Raw genomic sequence first — 19,088 nt, 5'->3', positions numbered from 1 at the left:
GGTTGTGGTGCGGTCACGACTGGGCATCCAACCGGCTTCGGCTCCTATCGCGGCAGGCGTCCCGGCGCGTAACTGATGGGCGGACGGAAGGTCCGCTCATCTCGAACGGAGACGCTTTCGATGATCCGCATTTTCCGCGCGCCGGCCGTGTCCGCGGTCGCGGCCTGCCTCGCGCTGGCGGCGTGCTCGTCCGGCAACACGACCGCCAGACCCGACACCGCCGGGTCCGCCTCGGTTCAGCCCTCCTCGGCCGCAAAGGGGGACGGCACGCTGACCATCGGCACGGTGCTGCCGCAGACGGGTTCGCTGGCGTATCTGGGGCCGCCCGAGTTCGCCGGCGTGGACCTGGCGCTCAAGGAGATCAACGAGGCCGGGGGCGTGCTCGGCAAGCCGGTCGCGAAGTCCGACACGGACTCCGGCGACACCACCACGAACATCGCCTCGCAGTCGGTGGACAAGCTGCTGACCCAGAAGGTGGACGCGATCATCGGCGCGGCCTCCTCCTCGGTGTCGGAGTCGATCATCGACAAGATCACGCGAGCGGGTGTGGTGCAGTTCTCGCCCGCGAACACCTCGGACGGCTTCACCACGATCAACGACAAGGGGCTGTACTTCCGCACCGCGCCGCCGGACAAGCTTCAGGGGCGGGTCCTGGGTGACCTGGTGGTCGCCGATGGCAGTGACACCATCGGGATCCTGGCCATGCAGGACTCTTACGGTTCCGGACTGGCCGATCAGGTGACCGAGACCGCGCAGGCGGCCGGGGCCACGATCGTGGAGCGGGTGGACTACGACCCGAAGGCGGCGGACTTCTCCGCCGACGTGGCCAAGATCAAGGCGAAGAACCCGAAGGCGATCGTGCTGATCGGCTTCGACGAGACGGCGAAGGTCGTCAACGAGCTGGTCAAGCAGGGGCTGACGGCCGACAAGCACAAGTGGTACATGGTGGACGGCAACATGTCGAACACCAACTTCGTCAAGGCCCCCAAGGGCACGCTGGAGGGCGTCAAGGGCACGCTGCCCGGCGCGGCGGCCCCCGAGGCGTTCCAGAAGCGGCTGCTGGCCGTCAACGCCAAGCTCACCGAGTACACCTACGCCGCCGAGTCGTACGACGCGGCGAACCTGATCGCGCTGGCCGCCGAGGCCGCCAAGAGCGACGCGGGCGCCGACATCGCGGCCAAGCTGGTCGAGGTCAGCAAGACCGGCGACAAGTGCGAGAGCTTCAAGGAGTGCGCCGACCTGCTGAAGGCCGGCAAGGACATCGACTACGACGGCGTCAGCGGCCCGGTCGACTTCAACGACGTGGGCGACCCCTCGGTCGCGACGATCGGCGTCTACCAGTACGGCGCGGACAACAAGTTCGACGCGGGCAAGGCGCTCGAATATCGCAAAGGCGCCATCGCCGGCTGAGGCTCGTTCCGGCTCACCGAACCCATGACTATCGCTGGACCCATAGATTCCCCCACGCAACAGACATTCCGGTCCTGATCCTGAAATATCAGTCAGGGCCGGTTTGTTGTTGGGGTGACCGTAACTCTGGTGAAACATCCCATTACTATGGGTGTTTGGGACATTACGAATCTGTATAAAAGCCGCGTAAGAACTCCTCACCGTCTGGTCTTGCAGGCATGCTGAGCTCGGAAAACCCAGCGAAGGTGATCGTTCCTTCGTTGAGATAGGGGGAGTCTCTTTATGATCCGCATTGCTCCAGCAGGACGCGTCCTGGCCGTCGCGGCCGCGGCGAGCCTGGCCTTGACGGCCTGTGGCGGCGGCAGTGGCGACACCTCCGCCCAGCAGTCCGAGTCGGGGGCGCCGTCCGCGGCGGCCTCCTCGGCTCCTGCGAAGGGCGACGGCACGCTGACGCTCGGCACGGTGCTGCCGCAGACCGGTTCGCTGGCGTTCCTCGGACCGCCCGAGTTCGCCGGTGTCGACCAGGCTGTCAAGGAGATCAACGAGGCCGGGGGCGTGCTCGGCAAGCCGATCAACAAGGTCCACACGGACTCCGGCGACACGACCACGAACATCGCCTCGCAGTCGGTGGACAAGCTGCTGGCCCAGAAGGTGGACGCGATCATCGGCGCGGCCTCCTCGTCGGTGTCGGAGTCGATCATCGACAAGATCACCGGCTCGGGCGTGGTGCAGTTCTCGCCGGCCAACACCTCGGACAAGTTCTCCACGATCAGCGACAACGGCCTGTACTTCCGCACCGCGCCGCCGGACAAGCTCCAGGGCCGCGTGCTCGGTGACCTGATCGCCGCCGACGGCAACGACACCATCGGCATCCTCGCCATGCAGGACTCCTACGGCTCCGGCCTGGCGGACCAGATCAAGACGACGGCCGAGGGCGCCGGGGCCACCGTCGTCGAGCGCGTGGACTACGACCCGAAGGCGCCGGAGTTCTCCGCCGACGTGTCCAAGATCAAGGCGAAGAACCCGAAGGCGATCGTGCTGATCGGCTTCGAGGAGGGCGCCAAGGTCGTGGCCGAGCTGGTCAAGCAGGGGCTGACGACCGACAAGGTCAAGTGGTACATGGTGGACGGCAACATGTCGAACACCAACTACCTGAAGATGCCGAAGGGCACGCTCAAGGGCGTCAAGGGCACCATCCCCGGCGCCGAGGCCCCCGAGGACTTCAGGAAGAAGCTCCAGGCGATCAACGCCGGCCTCAAGGACTACACCTACGCCGCCGAGTCGTACGACGCGGCGAACCTGATCGCCCTGGCCGCCGAGGCCGCCAAGGACGACACGGGCAAGTCCATCGCGGCCAAGCTGCCCGAGGTCAGCAAGGGCGGCGAGAAGTGCAAGAGCTTCAAGGAGTGCGCTGACCTGCTGAAGGCCGGCAAGGACATCGACTACGACGGCGTCAGCGGCCCGATCGAGTTCAACGACGCCGGTGACCCGGCCGTGGCCACGATCGGCGTCTACGAGTACGGCGACGACAACAAGTACCCCGGCAAGGCGCTGGAGTATCGTACCGGCAAGATCGAGGGCTGAGCCGGAGCGCCGGCCGCGGCTCGGCCGTGGCGGCGCTCACTCCGGATCGTCAGCCGCCCAGGCCGCACGCCTTGAGCGCGTACGCGATGAGGCGGTCCTGCAGCGGCTTGGGCGGCACGACGATCACCACCCGCTCCTCGCCCCCGTCGATGCTGGCCCGCACGGGGAACTGGAAGGCCTTCTTGGCCTCCGCGAACGCGTGCGGGTCACACCGGCCGGGAGTGAGCGCGATCGGCGCTCTCAGCCCCTTCTCAGCGGCCTTGAGCACGCCCAGGGGCCGGTGCCCGGGGGTGACGATGAAGTGGGTGGTGCCGTTCATGTCGTTCAGCGTCACCGCGCCGGCGCCGCGCCGGGTGACGACCAGCTCGCCCCGCATGGCCTTGCCCGACTGCTTCCACCCGGGGCCGAACTCGATGCTCGCCGCCTGCTTGATCAGGAACTCGGAGCATTCGTCCCGCAGCAGCCTGGTCAGCAGCGGATCAGGGTGTGGCACGTCGAAGACCACCTCACGCAGCGGCCCTGAACCGGTGCTCACGTGGGCCACGACGGTCGCGGGGCGCAGCTCCGGCAGGCCCTGAGGGGAGCAGTTGGCGGCGCCGAAGGGGATCGGCAGGTCCGTGCGCTCGGTCTTCTTGATGGTGGCGTCGGCCTTCTTCGCCGGCAGCGTCTGGAACGAGGGCGTGACCAACTGCAGGTCGGCGAAATAGACCGGTGTGTCGCTGGTATTTCGGACGGCGACCTGGAGCGCGTGCACGGGCTCGTCGGAACGCCACTGCGCCAGCGAGACGGACACGCCTCCGGGCGGTCCTGAAGGCGATCCACTGGACGATGCGGCGGGCGGAGAGGAGGATTGCCCGGAGGAGCCGCAGCCGGCGAGGAGGAGCACGAGAAGGATGGGGAGCGTTTTGCGCTTCACCCGTCGCACATTAAGCGTCCTTGCGCAGGTCCCGTAAGTTGAGGACTGATTACGACTCCGCATCCAAGTGCCGACAGTTCCCCGGCGGATCTGTCGAAGCATCCTGCGGTTTTATACGTTTCCGTCATTCGATCGGGAACGCTCGGCGGTGCTGACGGATCCCGGCCTGGAATGAAGGAGACACTTCATGATCCGCATTGCTCCCGCAGGACGGGTGCTGGCTGTCGTGGCTGCCACCAGCCTGGCCCTGACAGCCTGCGGCGGTGGCGGCAGCAACACCGCCACCCAGACCTCCCCAAGTGCCGCGCAATCCTCGGCGGCCCCTGCGGCAAAGGGGGACGGCACCCTCACCCTGGGTACGCTGCTGCCCCAGACCGGCTCGCTCGCCTTCCTCGGCCCGCCCGAGTTCGCGGGCGTCGACCTCGCTCTCAAGGAGATCAACGAGGCCGGAGGAGTGCTCGGCAAGCCGGTCACCAAGATCGACACGGACTCGGGCGACACGACGACCAACATCGCCTCGCAGTCGGTGGACAAGTTGCTGGCGCAGAAGGCGGACGCCATCATCGGCGCGGCCTCCTCGTCGGTGTCGGAGTCGGTGATCGACAAGATCACGGGTGCGGGCGTCATCCACTTCTCGCCCGCCAACACCTCCGACAAGTTCACCACCATCAGTGACAAGGGCCTGTACTTCCGCACCTCGCCGCCGGACAAGCTGCAGGGCCGTGTGCTCGGTGACCTGATCGTGGCCGACGGCAACGACACGGTCGGCATCCTGGCCATGCAGGACTCCTACGGCACCGGCCTGGCCGACCAGGTGCAGAAGACCGTCACGGACGGCGGCGCCGAAGTGGTCGAGCGCGTCGACTACGACCCGAAGGCCGCCGACTTCTCCGCCGAGGTCGCCAAGATCAAGACGAAGAGCCCCAAGGGCATCGTCCTGATCGGCTTCGACGAGACCGCCAAGGTCGTCAACGAGCTGGTCAAGCAGGGCCTGCCGGCCACCAAGCACAAGTGGTACATGGTGGACGGCAACACCTCCAACACCAACTACCTGAAGATGCCCAAGGGCACGCTGGACGGCGTCAAGGGCACCATCCCCGGCGCGGCGGCTCCCGAGGACTTCCAGAAGAAGCTGGTCGGAGTCAACGCCGACCTCAAGGACTTCAGCTACGCCCCTGAGTCCTACGACGCGGCGAACCTGATCGCGCTGGCCGCCGAGGCCGCCAAGAGCGACGCGGGCGTCGACGTCGCGGCCAAGCTGATCGAGGTCAGCAAGGGCGGCGAGAAGTGCAAGAGCTTCAAGGAGTGCGTCGACCTGCTGAAGGCCGGCAAGGACATCGACTACGAGGGCGTCAGCGGCCCGGTCGAGTTCAACGACGCCGGTGACCCGGCCGTCGCGACCATCGGCATCTACCAGTACGGCGGCGACAACAAGTACGCCACCAAGGCGCTCGAGTACCGCACCGGCAACATCGCCGGCTAGTCGTCAGGCCGTGGGAGCGGCAGTCACGTAGCGAGAAGGGCCCGGCCACCACGGCCGGGCCCTTCTGTCATTCGCACCCCGCCACGATCGCGTCGGCGGCGACCCGGTACTGCTTCAGCAGCGTCACCTGCCGCGCCCGCGGCACGTCGTTCCTGGACAGGCCCGCGGTCGTCGTCTTGACGGTCTCCACGGCCCCCTGGAGCGACTGCGGCAGCCGGCCGCCGAACTGCAGGGTGATCCCGCGCACCTCCGCCAGGCGGCCGATCACGGCGTCCTCGAAGTACTGCCGGTCCTCCTGGCCCTTCGGCTTCAGCATGAGGCCGGCGTACCCGATGGAGGAGACCACGCGAGCGCACGGGCTGTCGGTGGCGTCGCCGCCGGTGCTGTATTTCTCGGCGGAGGAGGCGTCGTCCTGGCAGCCGACGAGCAGGACGGGAAGCATGAGCGCGATTGTCGCCAGACGTTTCACATCGCTCATTAAAGAACGGAGAAGGGGCCCCGGGGGAGCCCCTTCTCCGTTCGGATCGAGCTACGCCTTGGCCAGCGTGCCGAGGTACAGCTCGATGACCTTGGGGTCGTTGGCGAGCTGCCGCCCGGTGCCGGTGTAGGCGTTGCGGCCCTGGTCGAGGACGTAGCCGCGGTGGCAGATCTGCAGGCAGCGCCGCGCGTTCTGCTCCACCATGATCACCGTCACGCCCGCCTTGTTGATCTGCTGGGCCTGGATGAACACCAGGTCCTGCAGCTTCGGCGACAGGCCGGCCGACGGCTCGTCCAGCAGCAGCACCGAGGGCTCGGTCATGAGAGCCCTGGCCATCGCCACCATCTGCCGCTCACCGCCGGACAGGGAGCCGGCGCGCTGCTTGCGCCGCTCCTTGAGCGCGGGGAACAGCTCGGCCACGAACTCGAAGCGCTCCTTGAACTTCCCCGGCACCTGGAAGGCGCCCATCTCGAGGTTCTCCTCGATGGTGAGGCTGGGGAAGACGTTGTTGGTCTGCGGGACGTAGCCGACGCCGCGCGAGACCAGCGAGTGGGCCTTCATGTTCGTGATGTTCTCACCCTTGAGCAGCACCGTGCCGCTGCGGATGTTGACCAGCCCGAACATGGCCTTGAGCAGCGTCGACTTCCCCGCGCCGTTGGGGCCGATGATGCCGATGAGCTCGCCTTCGCCGACGTAGAGGTCGGAGCCGTTGAGGATGTTGACGCCCGGCAGGTAACCGGCGATCAGCTCGTCGCACCGCAGCACGGCGCTCTCGGCGCCGGCCAGGTGGGCGCTGCGGTCGGTGACGGCCTGCTGCGAATCTGGGCCGGCGTTCACTTCTGCGTCTCCTCCTCGATCTCGGCCTCGAGCGCGGCCTCGGCCTCGTGCAGCTGGGCCTCCAGCTCGCCTTCGGACAGCGGCGCGTCGTGGTGGGCGCCCAGGTAGGCGTCGATCACGCGCTCGTCGGACATGATCGTCGAGGGGGGTCCCTCGGCGATGACCGTGCCCTGGGCCATGACGATCACCCAGTCGCTGATGTCGCGGACCATGTCCATGTCGTGCTCCACGAACAGCACCGTCATGCCCTGGTCGCGCAGGTCCTTGACGTGGCCGAGCAGCGACTGCGTCAGCGCCGGGTTCACCCCGGCCATCGGCTCGTCCAGCATGACGAGCTCAGGCTGGACCATGAGCGCGCGGGCCATCTCCAGCAGCTTGCGCTGGCCGCCGGACAGCGATCCGGCGAAGTCGTCCCGCTTGGTGTCGAGCTTGAACCGGGCCAGCAGCTCCTCGGCCCGCTCGGTGATCTCGTCCTCCTGGCCGCGCCAGAAGCTGGGCACGAGGGCTCGCCAGAAGGTCTCGCCCCGCTGCTTCTGGGCGCCCAGGCGCATGTTCTCCAGCACCGTCAGGCGCGAGAGCGCCTTGGTGAGCTGGAAGGTGCGCACCATGCCGGAGCGTGCCACCCGGTGGGCGGGCACGCCGTTCATCGCGCGCCCGTTGAACGTCCACGAGCCCGAGTCGGCGGTGTCGAACCCGGTGAGCTGGTTGAAGAACGTGGTCTTGCCCGCCCCGTTGGGCCCGATCAGCGCGGTGATGGAGCCCCGCTGGACCTCGACGTGCTGCACCTCGACGGCGGTCAGGCCGCCGAAGCGGCGCACCACGTTGTCCGCCACCAGGATGGGGTCGGGCTTGGGCACGCCGGGGTCGCGGGCCAGGTCCTTGAACGCCGCCAGGGCCGCGGCCTTGTGCTCGGTGAGAGCGGTTTCAGCGTGCATCGATTGCTATCTCCCTCTTATCACCGAAGATGCCCTGTGGTCGGAAGACGAGCAAGGCGATGAGGCCGACACCTACGATGATGTAACGGAACGCGCCCACCTGGTTCGTGGTCATGAAGGTGACATACCCGGCGGCGACCGCCTCGCTGAGGACACCGTAGATCAGCACCAGCAGCACCCAGAAGAGCGCGGCGCCGACCACCGGGCCGAGCACGCGGGCCGCGCCGCCGAGGATGACCATCGTGTAGAGGTAGAAGGTGGTCTCGGTGCCGAAGACGTCCGGCTGCACCGAGCCGTAGGCCAGGCCGTACATGAAGCCGCCCAGGGCGCCGATGACGCCGCCCAGGATGAGCGACTGCATCTTGTACGAGAAGACGTTCTTGCCGAGGCTGCGCACGGCGTCCTCGTCCTCGCGGATGGCCTTGAGCACGCGGCCCCACGGGCTCTTCATGAGCAGGTAGACGATGACGCAGCACAGGGCGATCAGCGTCCAGCCGACGACCAGCACCCAGAGCACCCGGTTGTTGTAGAAGAGCGGGACGGGGCCGAGGTTGAAGCCGTACTCCCCTTCGGGGAAGGGGTTGAGCGCGTAGAAGCCGTCGGAGAAGCCGCGCCGCCCGTCGGAGCCGCCGAAGACGTCCTTGAACGTCACCGAGCGGAAGATGAGCCGGATGATCTCGGCCACCGCGATCGTGACGATGGCCAGGTAGTCGGCGCGCAGCTGCAGCGTCGGAATGCCCATCAGCAGCGCCAGGAGCACCGCTCCGGCCAGGCCGGCCGCGATGCCGACCCAGAAGGGCAGGCCCACGACGGTGACGGTGACGGCGAGGCCGTAGCCCGCCATGGCCATGAACGCGGCCTGCCCGAAGTTGAGCAGGCCGGTGTAGCCGAAGTGGATGTTGATGCCGATGGCCGCGAGGCCGTAGATCACCGTCTCGACGTTGACTGACGCCTTGAGGGTGGTGCTGATGATCGTGATCCAGTCCATTCTGATCCTCCCCCGATCAGCCGACCCGCTCGCGGCGGCCCAGGATGCCCTGCGGCCGGACGAGGAGCACGATGATGAGCACGGCAAGCGCACCGACGGACTTGAGCTCCGGTGGCACCCACAGGGTCGAGACCTGGATGAACAGACCCACGACGAGGGAGCCGACCAGCGCGCCGAACGCGGTGCCCAGCCCGCCGAGCGTCACGCCGGCGAAGATGAGCAGCAGGATGTCCTGGCCCATGGTGTATTTCAGGTTCTGCGAGACGCCGAGCATGATGCCCGCCAGCGCGGCGATGGCGCCGCCCAGCGTCCAGATGATCCGGATGACGCGGTCGACGTTGATGCCGGACGAGGCCGCGAGCGCGGGGTTGTCGGCCACGGCGCGGGCCGCCTTGCCGGTACGGGTGCGCAGCAGCGCGAGGCCGACGACGATCAGGACCGCGAGCTCGATGCCCATGGCGACGAAGTTCTTCGGCGCGGCGGAGATCGGCCCGAACTCGATGCCGGGTTGCGCGGTGTACTGGGCGAAGGACTCGTTCTCACCGCCGAAGAAGATCAGGAACACGTAGCGCAGGAAGAGCGCCACGCCGATCGAGATGATCATCATGGCGATCGTGCCCGTGCCGCGCCTGCGGAGCTGGCCCCAGAACAGGCGGTCCTGGAAATAGCCCAGGCCGCCCGCCACGATCACGGCGATCACCGCCGCCGGTATGAGATGCAGCCCGAAGCCCACGTTGAACCCGTAGGCCAGGAGCGCGCCGAGCGTGACCAGCTCGCCGTGGGCGAAGTTGGTCAGGCCGGTCGTGCCGTAGATGAGCGACAGACCGAGCGCGGCCAGGGCGATGATCAGGCCCAGGTTGAGGCCCTCGAACGTGAGCTGTGCGGCCCTCGTCCAGAACGAGCTGCCGCCGTCGTCCTCCGGCTGAGCCTGGCCGGGCGCGGCCTTGGGCTGGAGCGCGAACAGGACCGTGGAGCAGTTTCCCTCGTACACGGTCGGCGTGCGGACATGGGTGCCGCCACGGACCTCGCTGTTCGGAGGAAGCGAGCCGACATCGAGCGTTACCTGATATTTACCCGGTTTGTCGACCTGAACGTCCCACGTGCCCTGGGCGTTGCTCGTGACCTCCTTGACGGGTTGTCCGCCCTCGGTGGTCACGGAGATTTTGGCGCCGTTCACTGGCTGGCCTTGGAGTTTGAGTGTTCCCTTCAATCCCTGGCAATCGGCCGGGCCCGCGTATGCGGGACTGGCCAGCAGGAAGACGAGTCCACCCAGGAAGGCCGTGAACGCGATCACGGCTCTGCGCAATGGTGCTCCCTCAAGTAGGTCAAGGTGGGGTTGTGCCCCTCCATCTCGACACGCGGGCATCGCAGGCACAACTGGGATGCTGTGGCGGGAGCTTATTCGGGCGACGCCCGGTTCAGTATCGTTCGTCACCAATTAGTGACACGTGCGTGTCACTCATGTGAGGAAACAACAAGCCAGGTCAGGGGCTAAATGAGGGAAGACGCCTGGCGCTTCGCGGGAACGAATCGATAACGATCGTCCGGCGGAAGGGAAGAAGCCCGCGGGGCGGCCTTTGGGGCCATGCAGGGCTTCCCCGGCCGCACACGTTTTCTACTGAGCCTCCCCGCGGGCTTTGTCCTGGTAACCGTAGCGACCCGCGGGGGCGGTGCGCAAAGGGTCGCGAGAAGTGGCAGGCGGGTCAGCGGTCGCGCAGCATGCAGGTGAGGCGCGAGGTGCACACGCGTCGTCCCTGCTCGTCGGTGATCTCGATGTCGTACGTCGCCAGCGTGCGGCCCCCGTGCAACCGGGTCGCGACCCCCGTCACATACCCGGATCGCGCCGAGCGATGGTGGGTGGCGTTGATCTCGATCCCCACGGCGATGCGGTCGGGCCCCGCGTGGATGGCCGCGGCCACCGAGCCGAGCGTCTCCGCCAGCACCGCCGAGGCCCCGCCGTGCAGCAGCCCGTACGGCTGGGTGTTGCCCTCGACCGGCATCCGGCCCACGACCCGCTCGGGCCCGGCCTCGACGAACTCGATGCCCATCCGCTCGGCGAGAGTGCCCTCGTGCATGCCGCTGAGCACCTCCAGGCCCGCCGGGACGAGGTTTGAGGGGTTGGACTGCGTCAAAGGGTTGTCTCCACTCTTCCGAGCTCAGGTTTTCTGTCGGAGACGCAGACTAGGCTGCGTACGTGCCGAAGAGTGAAGTGACCCCCAGCCGCCCGTGTCTCTTGCTGCTTGACGGGCATTCCCTGGCCTATCGCGCGTTCTACGCGCTCAAGGACGCCAACCTGATGACCACCGACGGTCAGCACACCGAGGCGGTCTACGGGTTCACCTCGATGCTGACCAACATCCTGCGCGACGAGCAGCCGACCCACGTGGCGGTCGCGTTCGACAGGTCGGAGCCGACCTTCCGGCACGAGGAATACGCCGAGTACAAAGCCAACAGGAGCGAGACGCCCGAAGACTTCCGCGGTCAGATGCAGCTCATCTACGAGCTGCTCGACACGCTGCGCATCCCGCACACCTCCAAGGCGGGCTTCGAGGCCGACGACGTGATCGCCACCCTGGCCACCCGCGCGTCCGCCGAGGGGATGAGCGTCCTGATCGTCACCGGCGACCGCGACGCGCTGCAGCTCGTCAACGAGCACGTCACGGTCCTGATGACGCGGCGCGGCATCAGCGACATGACCAGGTTCACGCCCGAGGCGGTCGAGGAGAAATACGGCCTCACCCCGGCGCAGTACCCCGACTTCGCGGCGCTGCGCGGCGACCCCAGCGACAACCTGCTGAGCATCCCCAGCGTGGGCGAGAAGACCGCGGCCAAGTGGGTGCGCGAGTTCGGCTCGCTGACCGCGCTCGTCGACCGGGTCGACGAGGTCAAGGGCAAGGTCGGCGACAAGCTGCGCGAGCACGTCGCCCAGGTGCTGCTCAACCGGCGGCTGACCGAGCTGCTCCGCGACGTCCCGCTCGACGTCGAGCTCGGCGACCTCACGCAGGGCGCCTGGGAGCGCGAGGAGATCAACAAGCTGTTCGACACCCTGCAGATCCGCGGGGAGCTGCGCGAGCGCGTGTTCAAGGTGCTCGGCACCGCCGAGCAGGAGCCCGAGCAGGGCTTCGAGGTCGAGACCGTGATCCTCGGCCCCGACCGGGTCGCCGGCTGGCTGGCCGCGCTGCCCCAGGGCCGCGCCGGGCTCGCCTTCAAGGGCGTCTACGGCAGCGGCACCGGGCGCGTCGAGGGCATCGCCATCGCCTCGCCCGACGGCACCGCCGCCCACATCGACCCCGTCAAGCTCACCGAGGCCGACGAGGCGGCCCTGCGGGCCTGGCTGGGCGACGACACCAAGCCCAAGGCCGTCCACGACGCCAAGGGCCCCATCCTGGCCCTCTGGGCGCAGGGCATGGAGCTGCGCGGCCTGAGCTGCGACACCGCCCTGGCCGCCTACCTCGCCATGCCGGGCCAGCGCACGTTCGCGCTCGAAGACCTGGCCAGGCGCTACCTCAACCGCGACCTGCGGGCCGAGGAGGAGTCGAGCGGGCAGGCCGCGCTGTTCGGCGACGACGAGGACGCCCCCGCCAAGGACCTCGCGCTGCGCGCCCACGCCGTGCTCGAGCTGGCCGGCTCCCTGGAGACCTTCCTGGCCGGGCGGGGCGGCACCCAGCTGCTGGCCGACGTGGAGCTGCCGCTGCTGGCCGTCCTGGCCGAGATGGAGCGCGCGGGCATCGCGGTCGACGGCGAATACTTCGCGGGCCTGGAGGCCGAGTTCGGCGCCGCGGTCAAGCACGCGGTGGAGGAGGCGCACCGGTCGGTCGGCGAGCAGTTCAACCTCGGCTCGCCCAAGCAGCTCCAGGAGATCCTCTTCACCCGGCTCAGCCTGCCCAAGACGAAGAAGATCAAGACCGGCTTCAGCACCGACGCCGACCAGCTCGCCTGGCTGACCACGCAGACCGAGCACGAGCTGCCGACGATCATGCTGCGGCACCGCGACCAGCAGAAGCTGCGCACCACCGTCGAAGGGCTGATCAAGGAGATCTCCGACGACGGCCGCATCCACACCACCTTCAACCAGATCATCGCCGCCACCGGCCGCCTGTCGTCGGAGAAGCCCAACCTCCAGAACATCCCGATCCGCACCGCCGAGGGCCGCCGCATCCGGCAGGGCTTCGTGGTCGGCGCGGGCTACGAGACGCTGCTGACGGCCGACTACAGCCAGATCGAGCTGCGCATCATGGCCCACCTGTCGGGCGACGAGTCGCTGATCGAGGCGTTCGCGTCCGGCCACGACTTCCACCAGGCCACCGCGGCCCGGGTGTTCGACCTGCCGCCCGAGCAGATCGACGGCGAGCTGCGCGCCCGCATCAAGGCGATGAACTACGGGCTGGCCTACGGCCTGTCCGACTTCGGGCTGTCCGGGCAGCTCAACATCCCGGTGGCCGAGGCGCGGGCGCTGAAGGAGGAATACTTCACCGAGTTCGGCGGCGTGCGCGACTTCCTGCAGGCGATCGTCCAGCAGGCGCGCACCGACGGCTACACCGAGACGATCATGGGCCGCCGCCGCTACCTGCCCGACCTCACCAGCGACAACCGCCAGCGCCGCGAGATGGCCGAGCGGATGGCGCTCAACGCCCCGATCCAGGGCTCGGCCGCCGACATCATCAAGGTCGCCATGCTCAACGTCCGCCAGGCCATGGTGACGGAGGAGCTGGGCTCCAGGATGCTGCTGCAGGTGCACGACGAGCTCGTGTTCGAGGTGGCGCCAGGGGAGCTGGACAGGCTCACGGCGCTCGTGCGCGATCAGATGAACGCCGCCTACCATCTGCGGGTCCCGCTGGAGGTCTCGGTGGGCGTCGGGCGCACGTGGGAGGACGCCGGCCACTGACCCTCAGGGCGGGTGCCCGGGGGGTTCTGCACTACCCTGGACGCTTCGTCTCACCGAGCGGCCGGGAGTTCTGTGCGGTTATCAGCGTCTCTCACGCGGATCATCGGCATCGCGAACGTGGCTGTGGTGACGGTCGCCGTCATCGGGCTGAGCCTCATGCCACCCGGCAACGTGCCGCACGCCAAGCCGAAGGACGTGGCCAAGGTCGAGGGCAGCGCCGCACCGCCGACGACTACCCCGGTCGGCCAGCCGCCGGGGGTGGTCTCCACACCCGGGTTCGCCCGGCAGGTGCACGCCAACGAGGCCGGGCTCGTGCCCGTGCTGATGTACCACCGGATCCTCGCCAAGCGGATCGCCTCGATCGACAGGACTCCCGGCCAGCTCAGGAAAGAGCTGGAGAAGCTGGCCGGGCAGGGCTACGTGCCGATCACCGCCAGGGAGTTCGCCACCGGCGACATCCGGGTGCCGGCGGGGAAGTTCCCGGTCGTGCTGACGTTCGACGACGGGCATCCGAGCCACTTCGCCCTGGACGCCGGCGGCAACCCCGCACCTGACACGGCCGTGGGCGTGATCCAGGAGGTGGCCAGGAAGTTCCCGTCCTTTCGGCCGGTCGCCACGTTCTGGATCAACAGGGAGCCGTTCGGGATGCGCGACAGGGAGTCCCAGGCGGCCGCCGTCCGGTGGCTGGTCGATCACGGCTACGAGGTGGCCAACCACACCTGGAACCACCCCAACCTGCGCGCGCTGAAGCGGAAGAAGGTCAGCGAGCAGATCGTCCGGGTCGAACGCCTGCTCAAGAAACTCGGCGTGCCGCCGTCCAGGACCATGGCTTTGCCGTACGGCTCCCTACCCAGGACCAAGAAGGCGGCCCGGGCGGGCGCATGGGACGGCACCAGGTATGATTTCGCGGGCGTGTTCCTCGCCGGAGCCGAGCCTTCCCTTTCGCCCTACGCGAAGAAATTCGATCGTGGCGCGATCCAGCGGATCCAGAGCAACGGCAAAAAGGGCGAGTGCCGCAAGTGGTGCTCGCAATACTGGCTCGAATGGCTGCATAAGCACCCTGGTGAGCGCTATGTGTCGGACGGCGACCCCGACCGGATCTCCATCCCGGAGACTCTGCGAGGTAATATCGTCGCCAAGCGAGGGCTCCAGGTCATCGCCTACTGATCCGGCCCCGGATTGACCTCGTGGCGAAGGTCTCGTATGCTGATCGCTGCGCTGTGGGTTCGCGCGCGCCTCAGACGGAGCGGGCTCGCGCTCGGTCACGTCGATGTCGTAATTGCTCGGCTTGATGCGGAAGAGGGCCTGCCGCGCATCGCCACATCGACATCTGTCCGCGTTCGGAGCAATTCCACACATGACGTCCAGCACTGAGGCCACCTCGAGCACCCCGCAGGTAGCGGTCAACGACATCGGGTCCGAGGAAGAATTCCTCGCAGCGATCGATCTGACCATCAAATACTTCAACGACGGCGACATCGTCGAGGGCACCGTCGTCAAGGTCGATCGAGACGAGGTTCTTCTCGACATCGGCTACAAGACCGAGGGCGTCATTCCCTCGCGTGAGCTTTCGATCAAGCACGATGTCGACCCTGCTGACGTCGTGGAGGTCGGTGAGCACGTCGAGGCCCTGGTTCTCCAGAAGGAGGACAAAGAAGGCCGCCTGATCCTGTCCAAGAAGCGCGCGCAGTACGAGCGCGCCTGGGGCACGATCGAGAAGATCAAGGACGAGGACGGCATCGTCACCGGCACCGTCATCGAGGTCGTCAAGGGTGGACTCATCCTCGACATCGGCCTCCGTGGCTTCCTCCCGGCGTCCTTGGTCGAGATGCGCCGTGTCCGCGACCTGCAGCCGTACGTCGGCCGCGAGCTCGAGGCGAAGATCATAGAGCTCGACAAGAACCGCAACAACGTGGTTCTGTCGCGCCGCGCCTGGCTCGAGCAGACACAGTCGGAGGTTCGCCAGACGTTCCTCAACACCCTCCAGAAGGGCCAGGTCCGCAAGGGCGTCGTCTCCTCGATCGTCAACTTCGGTGCGTTCGTGGACCTCGGCGGCGTCGACGGTCTGGTGCACGTGTCCGAGCTGTCCTGGAAGCACATCGATCACCCGTCCGAGGTGGTCGAGGTCGGCCAGGAGGTCACGGTCGAGGTCCTCGACGTCGACATGGAGCGCGAGCGCGTCTCCCTGTCGCTCAAGGCCACTCAGGAAGACCCGTGGCAGCAGTTCGCCCGCACCCACCAGATCGGCCAGGTCGTTCCGGGCCGCGTCACCAAGCTGGTGCCGTTCGGCGCGTTCGTCCGGGTCGAGGAGGGCATCGAGGGCCTGGTCCACATCTCCGAGCTGGCCGAGCGCCACGTGGAGATTCCGGAGCAGGTCGTCCAGGTCGGCGACGAGATCTTCGTGAAGATCATCGACATCGACCTCGACCGTCGCCGCATCAGCCTGTCGCTGAAGCAGGCCAACGAGGGCGTCGGGACCGAGGTCGAGTTCGACCCGACCCTCTACGGCATGGCGGCGACCTACGACGACCAGGGCAACTACATCTACCCGGAGGGTTTCGACTCGGAGACCGGGGAGTGGCTCGACGGCTTCGACAAGCAGCGCGAGGAGTGGGAGCGGCAGTACGCCGAGGCCCAGACTCGCTTCGAGGCCCACAAGAAGCAGATCGAAGAGGCCCGCAAGGCCGAGGCGGAGGCCGGAGAGGCCGCTCCCTCGTCCTACAGCGGTGAGACGCAGCCCCAGGCGGGCAGCAGCTCTTCCTCCTCGTCGGCTCCGGCCAGTGGTGCGCTCGCCTCTGACGAGGCGCTCGCGGCTCTGCGTGAGAAGCTCGCCGGCGGTCAGAGCTGAGGCCCTAGGTCCTCGTCTCTGGTCTGAGGCATAGCGTTCACCGGAAGGCCCCGCACGGATCCTCGTGCGGGGCCTTCCGCGTGTCCGGGGAACGGGTTCGTGGTGGCACGGCTCATGCGGAACGAACCTTGCCGCATTCGTTCCTAGGGTTCTGGCCATGGACGAGATCACGCCTTTTCGCATCGATATTCCGCAGGCCGACCTGGACGATCTGAAGGAGCGGCTGCGGCGTACCAGGTGGGCCGGGCAGTTGCCGGGCGGGTGGGACAGGGGCGTACCCGTGCGCTACCTGCGCGAGCTGGCCGGTTACTGGGGCGCCGCGTTCGACTGGCGGGCCCAGGAGGCCAGGCTCAACGCGTTCCCGCAGTACACCACCGTCATCGACGGGCAGGTGATCCACTTCCTGCACGTGCGCTCGCCCGAGCCGGACGCGCTGCCGCTGATCCTCACGCACAGCTGGCCCAGCACCGTCGCCGAGTTCCTGGACGTCATCGGGCCGCTCGCCGACCCGCGCGGGCACGGGCTCGACCCCGGCACGGCCTTCCACGTGGTGGCGCCCTCGCTGCCCGGGTTCGCGTTCTCACCGTTCCCCGAGCCCGCCGACGAGCGGCCGTGGAGCATCGACCGGGTGGCGCTCACGTGGGCCGAGCTGATGCGCCGCCTCGGCTACCGGCGCTACGGGGCGCAGGGCAACGACGCGGGCGCGCTCGTCACCCCGCGGCTGGCCGCGCTGGACTCCGGGCACGTGGCCGGATCGCTCATCACGGCCGGGCTCGGCATCCCGACGGGGGATCCCGCCGAGCTCGAAGGGGCGAGCGAGGAGGAGCTGGCCGGGCTGGCCGGGCTGACCGACTGGATGGGCCAGGGCAGCGGGTACGGGCCCTATCTGGCGGCCAGGCCGCAGACGCTCGCGCACGGGTTCGCGGACTCGCCGGTGGCGCAGCTCGCCTACCTGGTGGAGCGGTTCAAGGAGTTCGACGGGTGGTCCTCACCGGAGAGCGAGCCGATCGGCCGTGACCTGGTGCTCACCAACGCCAGCCTGTACTGGCTGACGGGGACCGGCGGGTCGTCGTCGTGGACGTACTACGAGGGGGCGGCGGGGCTGCCCGTCGCCCAGCGCAAGGTGCCGACCGGCGTGTCGCACGGCGGGCCCGCCCTGATGCGGCGGATCGCCGAGCGCGAGAACGACATCGTGTACTGGGGGAACGAGCACAGCCCCAGCCACCTGGTGGGGCTGGCGGCGCCGGGCTCGCTGGTGGCGGGCATTCGCGCCTTTTTCCGGATGATTCGCTGAGCGGGGCGGAGATTTTACCCGGGGGTCCTCGTAACCCCGTCGCCCGCACGGTATGGCGGCTGACAGACTGACGTGCGCCGGTTACATGGAGTCACGGGGGCGGGCGTGGTGGGCATCGTGGTTCAGCGGATGATCCGGATGACGGTCGTGCTGGTGGTCGCCGCGGCCGCCTGTCTCACCCCGCCACCGGGCCTCGGCGCGCTGGCGTCCCCGGCCGAGCCGGCCGCCGGTCCGATCTCCCTGGCCGATCCGGCCCCCAGCTCGGCGGATGCGCCGGGCTCCGGTGGCGCCGCAGGCGTGCTGCCGGACCGTGCGGCGGTGCGGGGAGGCGACGCGAGCGCGGGCATGCTGCCGGACCGTGCGGCGGTGCGGGGAGGCGACGCGAGCGCGGGCGTGCTGCCGGACCGTGGGGCAGGTGAGCGGGGATCCGGCGGGAGCGGCGTGCTGCCGGATCCTGCGGCGGTGCCGGGATCCGGCGGGCGCGCGGGCGCGTGGCCGGACGAGGCGGGGGTCCCGGCGAGGGACGGGCTGTCGTGGTGGGACTGCGGTGACCGGCTGCAGTGCGCCAAGCTGTCCGTGCCCGTCGACTGGGCGCGCCCGCGCGGGTCGCGTACCGAGATCGATGTGGCGCGGATGCCGGCGCAGGACCCGCTGCGGCGGCTCGGCGCGCTGGTGGTGAACACCGGGTCCGGCTCGACCGTCCAGGGCGTGCGCGCCCGTCCCGACACGGTCAGCGAGCTGACCCGGTGGTTCGACGTGGTGCTCGTCGAGCCGCGCGGCCTCGGAGACGTGGAGAGCGCCGCCATGGTGCGGTGCTCGGTCGCGCAGCCCGACCCCGTGCGGCTCCAGCTCGCCCCAGGAGCGGCTGTGTGGCGCGCCTACGCCCGCGACAACGCCGCCTATGACAGGAGTTGCCGCATCGCCGCCGGGCCCGCCTACGCGGGCCTCACGTCCTGGCAGGTGGCCCACGACCTCGACGCCCTGCGCGCCGCGCTGGGCGAGCCGCGGCTGCGGTACTTCGGCAACGCCTACGGGGCCGTGTACGGGCAGGCGTACCTGGAGCTGTTCCCGCGCCGGGCCGGGCGGATGTACCTGGAAGGCGTGCCCGACCACACCGAGACCAGTCTCGGACGGCGGCTGATCAGCCACGCGCGGGCCACGGAGCGGCAGCTGCTCGCGTTCCGCGACTGGTGCGGGACCGGCCTGGGCTGCCCGCTGGGCGACGACGACGCGGTGGCGGTGTTCGACGACCTGATCGAGCGCGCGCCCCTTCCCGCCGGGCCGGGACGCACGGTGGACGCCCGCAGGATCGCCGCCGCCGTCGCGGCCGGGCTCTCCTCCTCCCGCTGGCCCGAGCTGGCGCGGGCCATGTCGGCGGCCAGGGCGGCCGACGCGGCCGGGCGGGCGGCGCTGGCCGCCGCGGCGGCGGG

General features: G+C 68.6%; 14 protein-coding genes and 1 pseudogene. 8 read left to right on the top strand and 7 right to left on the bottom strand.

Going from position 1 to position 19,088, the window contains the following annotated elements:
- Positions 1–120: 120 nt before the first annotated feature.
- On the top strand, positions 121–1,410 hold the full coding sequence (locus tag ABEA43_RS54010) for an ABC transporter substrate-binding protein (protein WP_345574690.1): 1,290 nt from the start codon (positions 121–123) through the stop codon (positions 1,408–1,410).
- Between the two features lie 282 nt (positions 1,411–1,692).
- Positions 1,693–2,994, top strand: a complete 1,302-nt coding sequence (locus ABEA43_RS54005) for an ABC transporter substrate-binding protein (protein WP_345574688.1) — start codon at positions 1,693–1,695, stop codon at positions 2,992–2,994.
- A 49-nt stretch (positions 2,995–3,043) separates the two neighbouring features.
- Here ABEA43_RS54005 and ABEA43_RS54000 read toward each other — a convergent pair whose 3' ends face one another.
- Complete coding sequence (locus ABEA43_RS54000; RefSeq protein ID WP_345574686.1) at positions 3,044–3,787, bottom strand: hypothetical protein; 744 nt, start codon at positions 3,785–3,787, stop codon at positions 3,044–3,046.
- 310 nt (positions 3,788–4,097) lie between these two features.
- Here ABEA43_RS54000 and ABEA43_RS53995 point away from each other — a divergent pair, with 310 nt between their 5' ends.
- Positions 4,098–5,393, top strand: coding sequence for an ABC transporter substrate-binding protein (locus tag ABEA43_RS53995; RefSeq protein WP_345574683.1), 1,296 nt, complete (start codon positions 4,098–4,100; stop codon positions 5,391–5,393).
- Between the two features lie 67 nt (positions 5,394–5,460).
- On the opposite strand, the gene ABEA43_RS53990 is transcribed toward ABEA43_RS53995, so the two are convergent.
- The 6 genes from ABEA43_RS53990 to ABEA43_RS53965 all read right to left on the bottom strand — a co-directional run bounded on the left by ABEA43_RS53990 (position 5,461) and on the right by ABEA43_RS53965 (position 10,706).
- A complete protein-coding gene (locus ABEA43_RS53990) occupies positions 5,461–5,835 on the bottom strand; it encodes a hypothetical protein (protein WP_345574681.1) in 375 nt (124 codons plus the stop codon).
- Between the two features lie 87 nt (positions 5,836–5,922).
- Positions 5,923–6,657 (bottom strand): ABC transporter ATP-binding protein, encoded by a 735-nt coding sequence (locus ABEA43_RS53985; RefSeq protein WP_345574874.1) that lies wholly within the window; start codon positions 6,655–6,657, stop codon positions 5,923–5,925.
- Positions 6,658–6,704: 47 nt separating this feature from the next.
- Positions 6,705–7,643, bottom strand: a complete 939-nt coding sequence (locus tag ABEA43_RS53980; protein WP_345574679.1) for an ABC transporter ATP-binding protein — start codon at positions 7,641–7,643, stop codon at positions 6,705–6,707.
- Entirely contained in the window at positions 7,633–8,631 is a 999-nt protein-coding gene (locus ABEA43_RS53975; protein WP_345574677.1) for a branched-chain amino acid ABC transporter permease, read from the bottom strand. Before ABEA43_RS53975 ends, ABEA43_RS53980 begins: the two co-directional genes overlap by 11 nt.
- A 16-nt stretch (positions 8,632–8,647) precedes the next feature.
- Positions 8,648–9,808 carry a branched-chain amino acid ABC transporter permease gene (locus ABEA43_RS53970; protein ID WP_345574675.1) on the bottom strand — a complete coding sequence of 387 codons (1,161 nt, stop codon included), beginning with the start codon at positions 9,806–9,808 and terminating at the stop codon, positions 8,648–8,650.
- A 526-nt stretch (positions 9,809–10,334) separates the two neighbouring features.
- Entirely contained in the window at positions 10,335–10,706 is a 372-nt protein-coding gene (locus ABEA43_RS53965; RefSeq protein ID WP_345574872.1) for a PaaI family thioesterase, read from the bottom strand.
- Positions 10,707–10,825: 119 nt separating this feature from the next.
- Here ABEA43_RS53965 and polA point away from each other — a divergent pair, with 119 nt between their 5' ends.
- From polA to ABEA43_RS53940, 5 genes and pseudogenes are all read left to right on the top strand, one after another.
- Complete coding sequence (gene polA, locus ABEA43_RS53960) at positions 10,826–13,516, top strand: DNA polymerase I (RefSeq protein WP_345574672.1); 2,691 nt, start codon at positions 10,826–10,828, stop codon at positions 13,514–13,516.
- 117 nt (positions 13,517–13,633) lie between these two features.
- Entirely contained in the window at positions 13,634–14,683 is a 1,050-nt protein-coding gene (locus tag ABEA43_RS53955; protein ID WP_345574668.1) for a polysaccharide deacetylase family protein, read from the top strand.
- Positions 14,684–14,873: 190 nt separating this feature from the next.
- Complete coding sequence (rpsA, locus tag ABEA43_RS53950; RefSeq protein WP_345574665.1) at positions 14,874–16,364, top strand: 30S ribosomal protein S1; 1,491 nt, start codon at positions 14,874–14,876, stop codon at positions 16,362–16,364.
- 157 nt (positions 16,365–16,521) lie between these two features.
- Positions 16,522–17,658, top strand: a complete 1,137-nt coding sequence (locus tag ABEA43_RS53945) for an epoxide hydrolase family protein (protein WP_345574663.1) — start codon at positions 16,522–16,524, stop codon at positions 17,656–17,658.
- Positions 17,659–17,763: 105 nt separating this feature from the next.
- A pseudogene (locus ABEA43_RS53940) lies at positions 17,764–19,088 on the top strand (hypothetical protein); the annotation flags it as partial.

Source organism: Nonomuraea rosea, assembly GCF_039539705.1.
Classification (GTDB): domain Bacteria; phylum Actinomycetota; class Actinomycetes; order Streptosporangiales; family Streptosporangiaceae; genus Nonomuraea; species Nonomuraea rosea.
This window is presented reverse-complemented; position numbering and strand designations above follow the sequence as displayed.

Excerpts from the sequence above, each read along its gene's own strand:
- ABEA43_RS54010 (WP_345574690.1), top strand. The coding sequence starts at position 121 with ATGATCCGCATTTTCCGCGCGCCGGCCGTGTCCGCGGTCGCGGCCTGC.
- ABEA43_RS54005 (WP_345574688.1), top strand. The coding sequence starts at position 1,693 with ATGATCCGCATTGCTCCAGCAGGACGCGTCCTGGCCGTCGCGGCCGCG.
- ABEA43_RS53995 (WP_345574683.1), top strand. The coding sequence starts at position 4,098 with ATGATCCGCATTGCTCCCGCAGGACGGGTGCTGGCTGTCGTGGCTGCC.
- ABEA43_RS53990 (WP_345574681.1), bottom strand. The coding sequence starts at position 5,835 with ATGCTTCCCGTCCTGCTCGTCGGCTGCCAGGACGACGCCTCCTCCGCC.
- ABEA43_RS53980 (WP_345574679.1), bottom strand. The coding sequence starts at position 7,643 with ATGCACGCTGAAACCGCTCTCACCGAGCACAAGGCCGCGGCCCTGGCG.
- ABEA43_RS53975 (WP_345574677.1), bottom strand. The coding sequence starts at position 8,631 with ATGGACTGGATCACGATCATCAGCACCACCCTCAAGGCGTCAGTCAAC.
- ABEA43_RS53965 (WP_345574872.1), bottom strand. The coding sequence starts at position 10,706 with ATGCACGAGGGCACTCTCGCCGAGCGGATGGGCATCGAGTTCGTCGAG.
- rpsA (WP_345574665.1), top strand. The coding sequence starts at position 14,874 with ATGACGTCCAGCACTGAGGCCACCTCGAGCACCCCGCAGGTAGCGGTC.
- ABEA43_RS53945 (WP_345574663.1), top strand. The coding sequence starts at position 16,522 with ATGGACGAGATCACGCCTTTTCGCATCGATATTCCGCAGGCCGACCTG.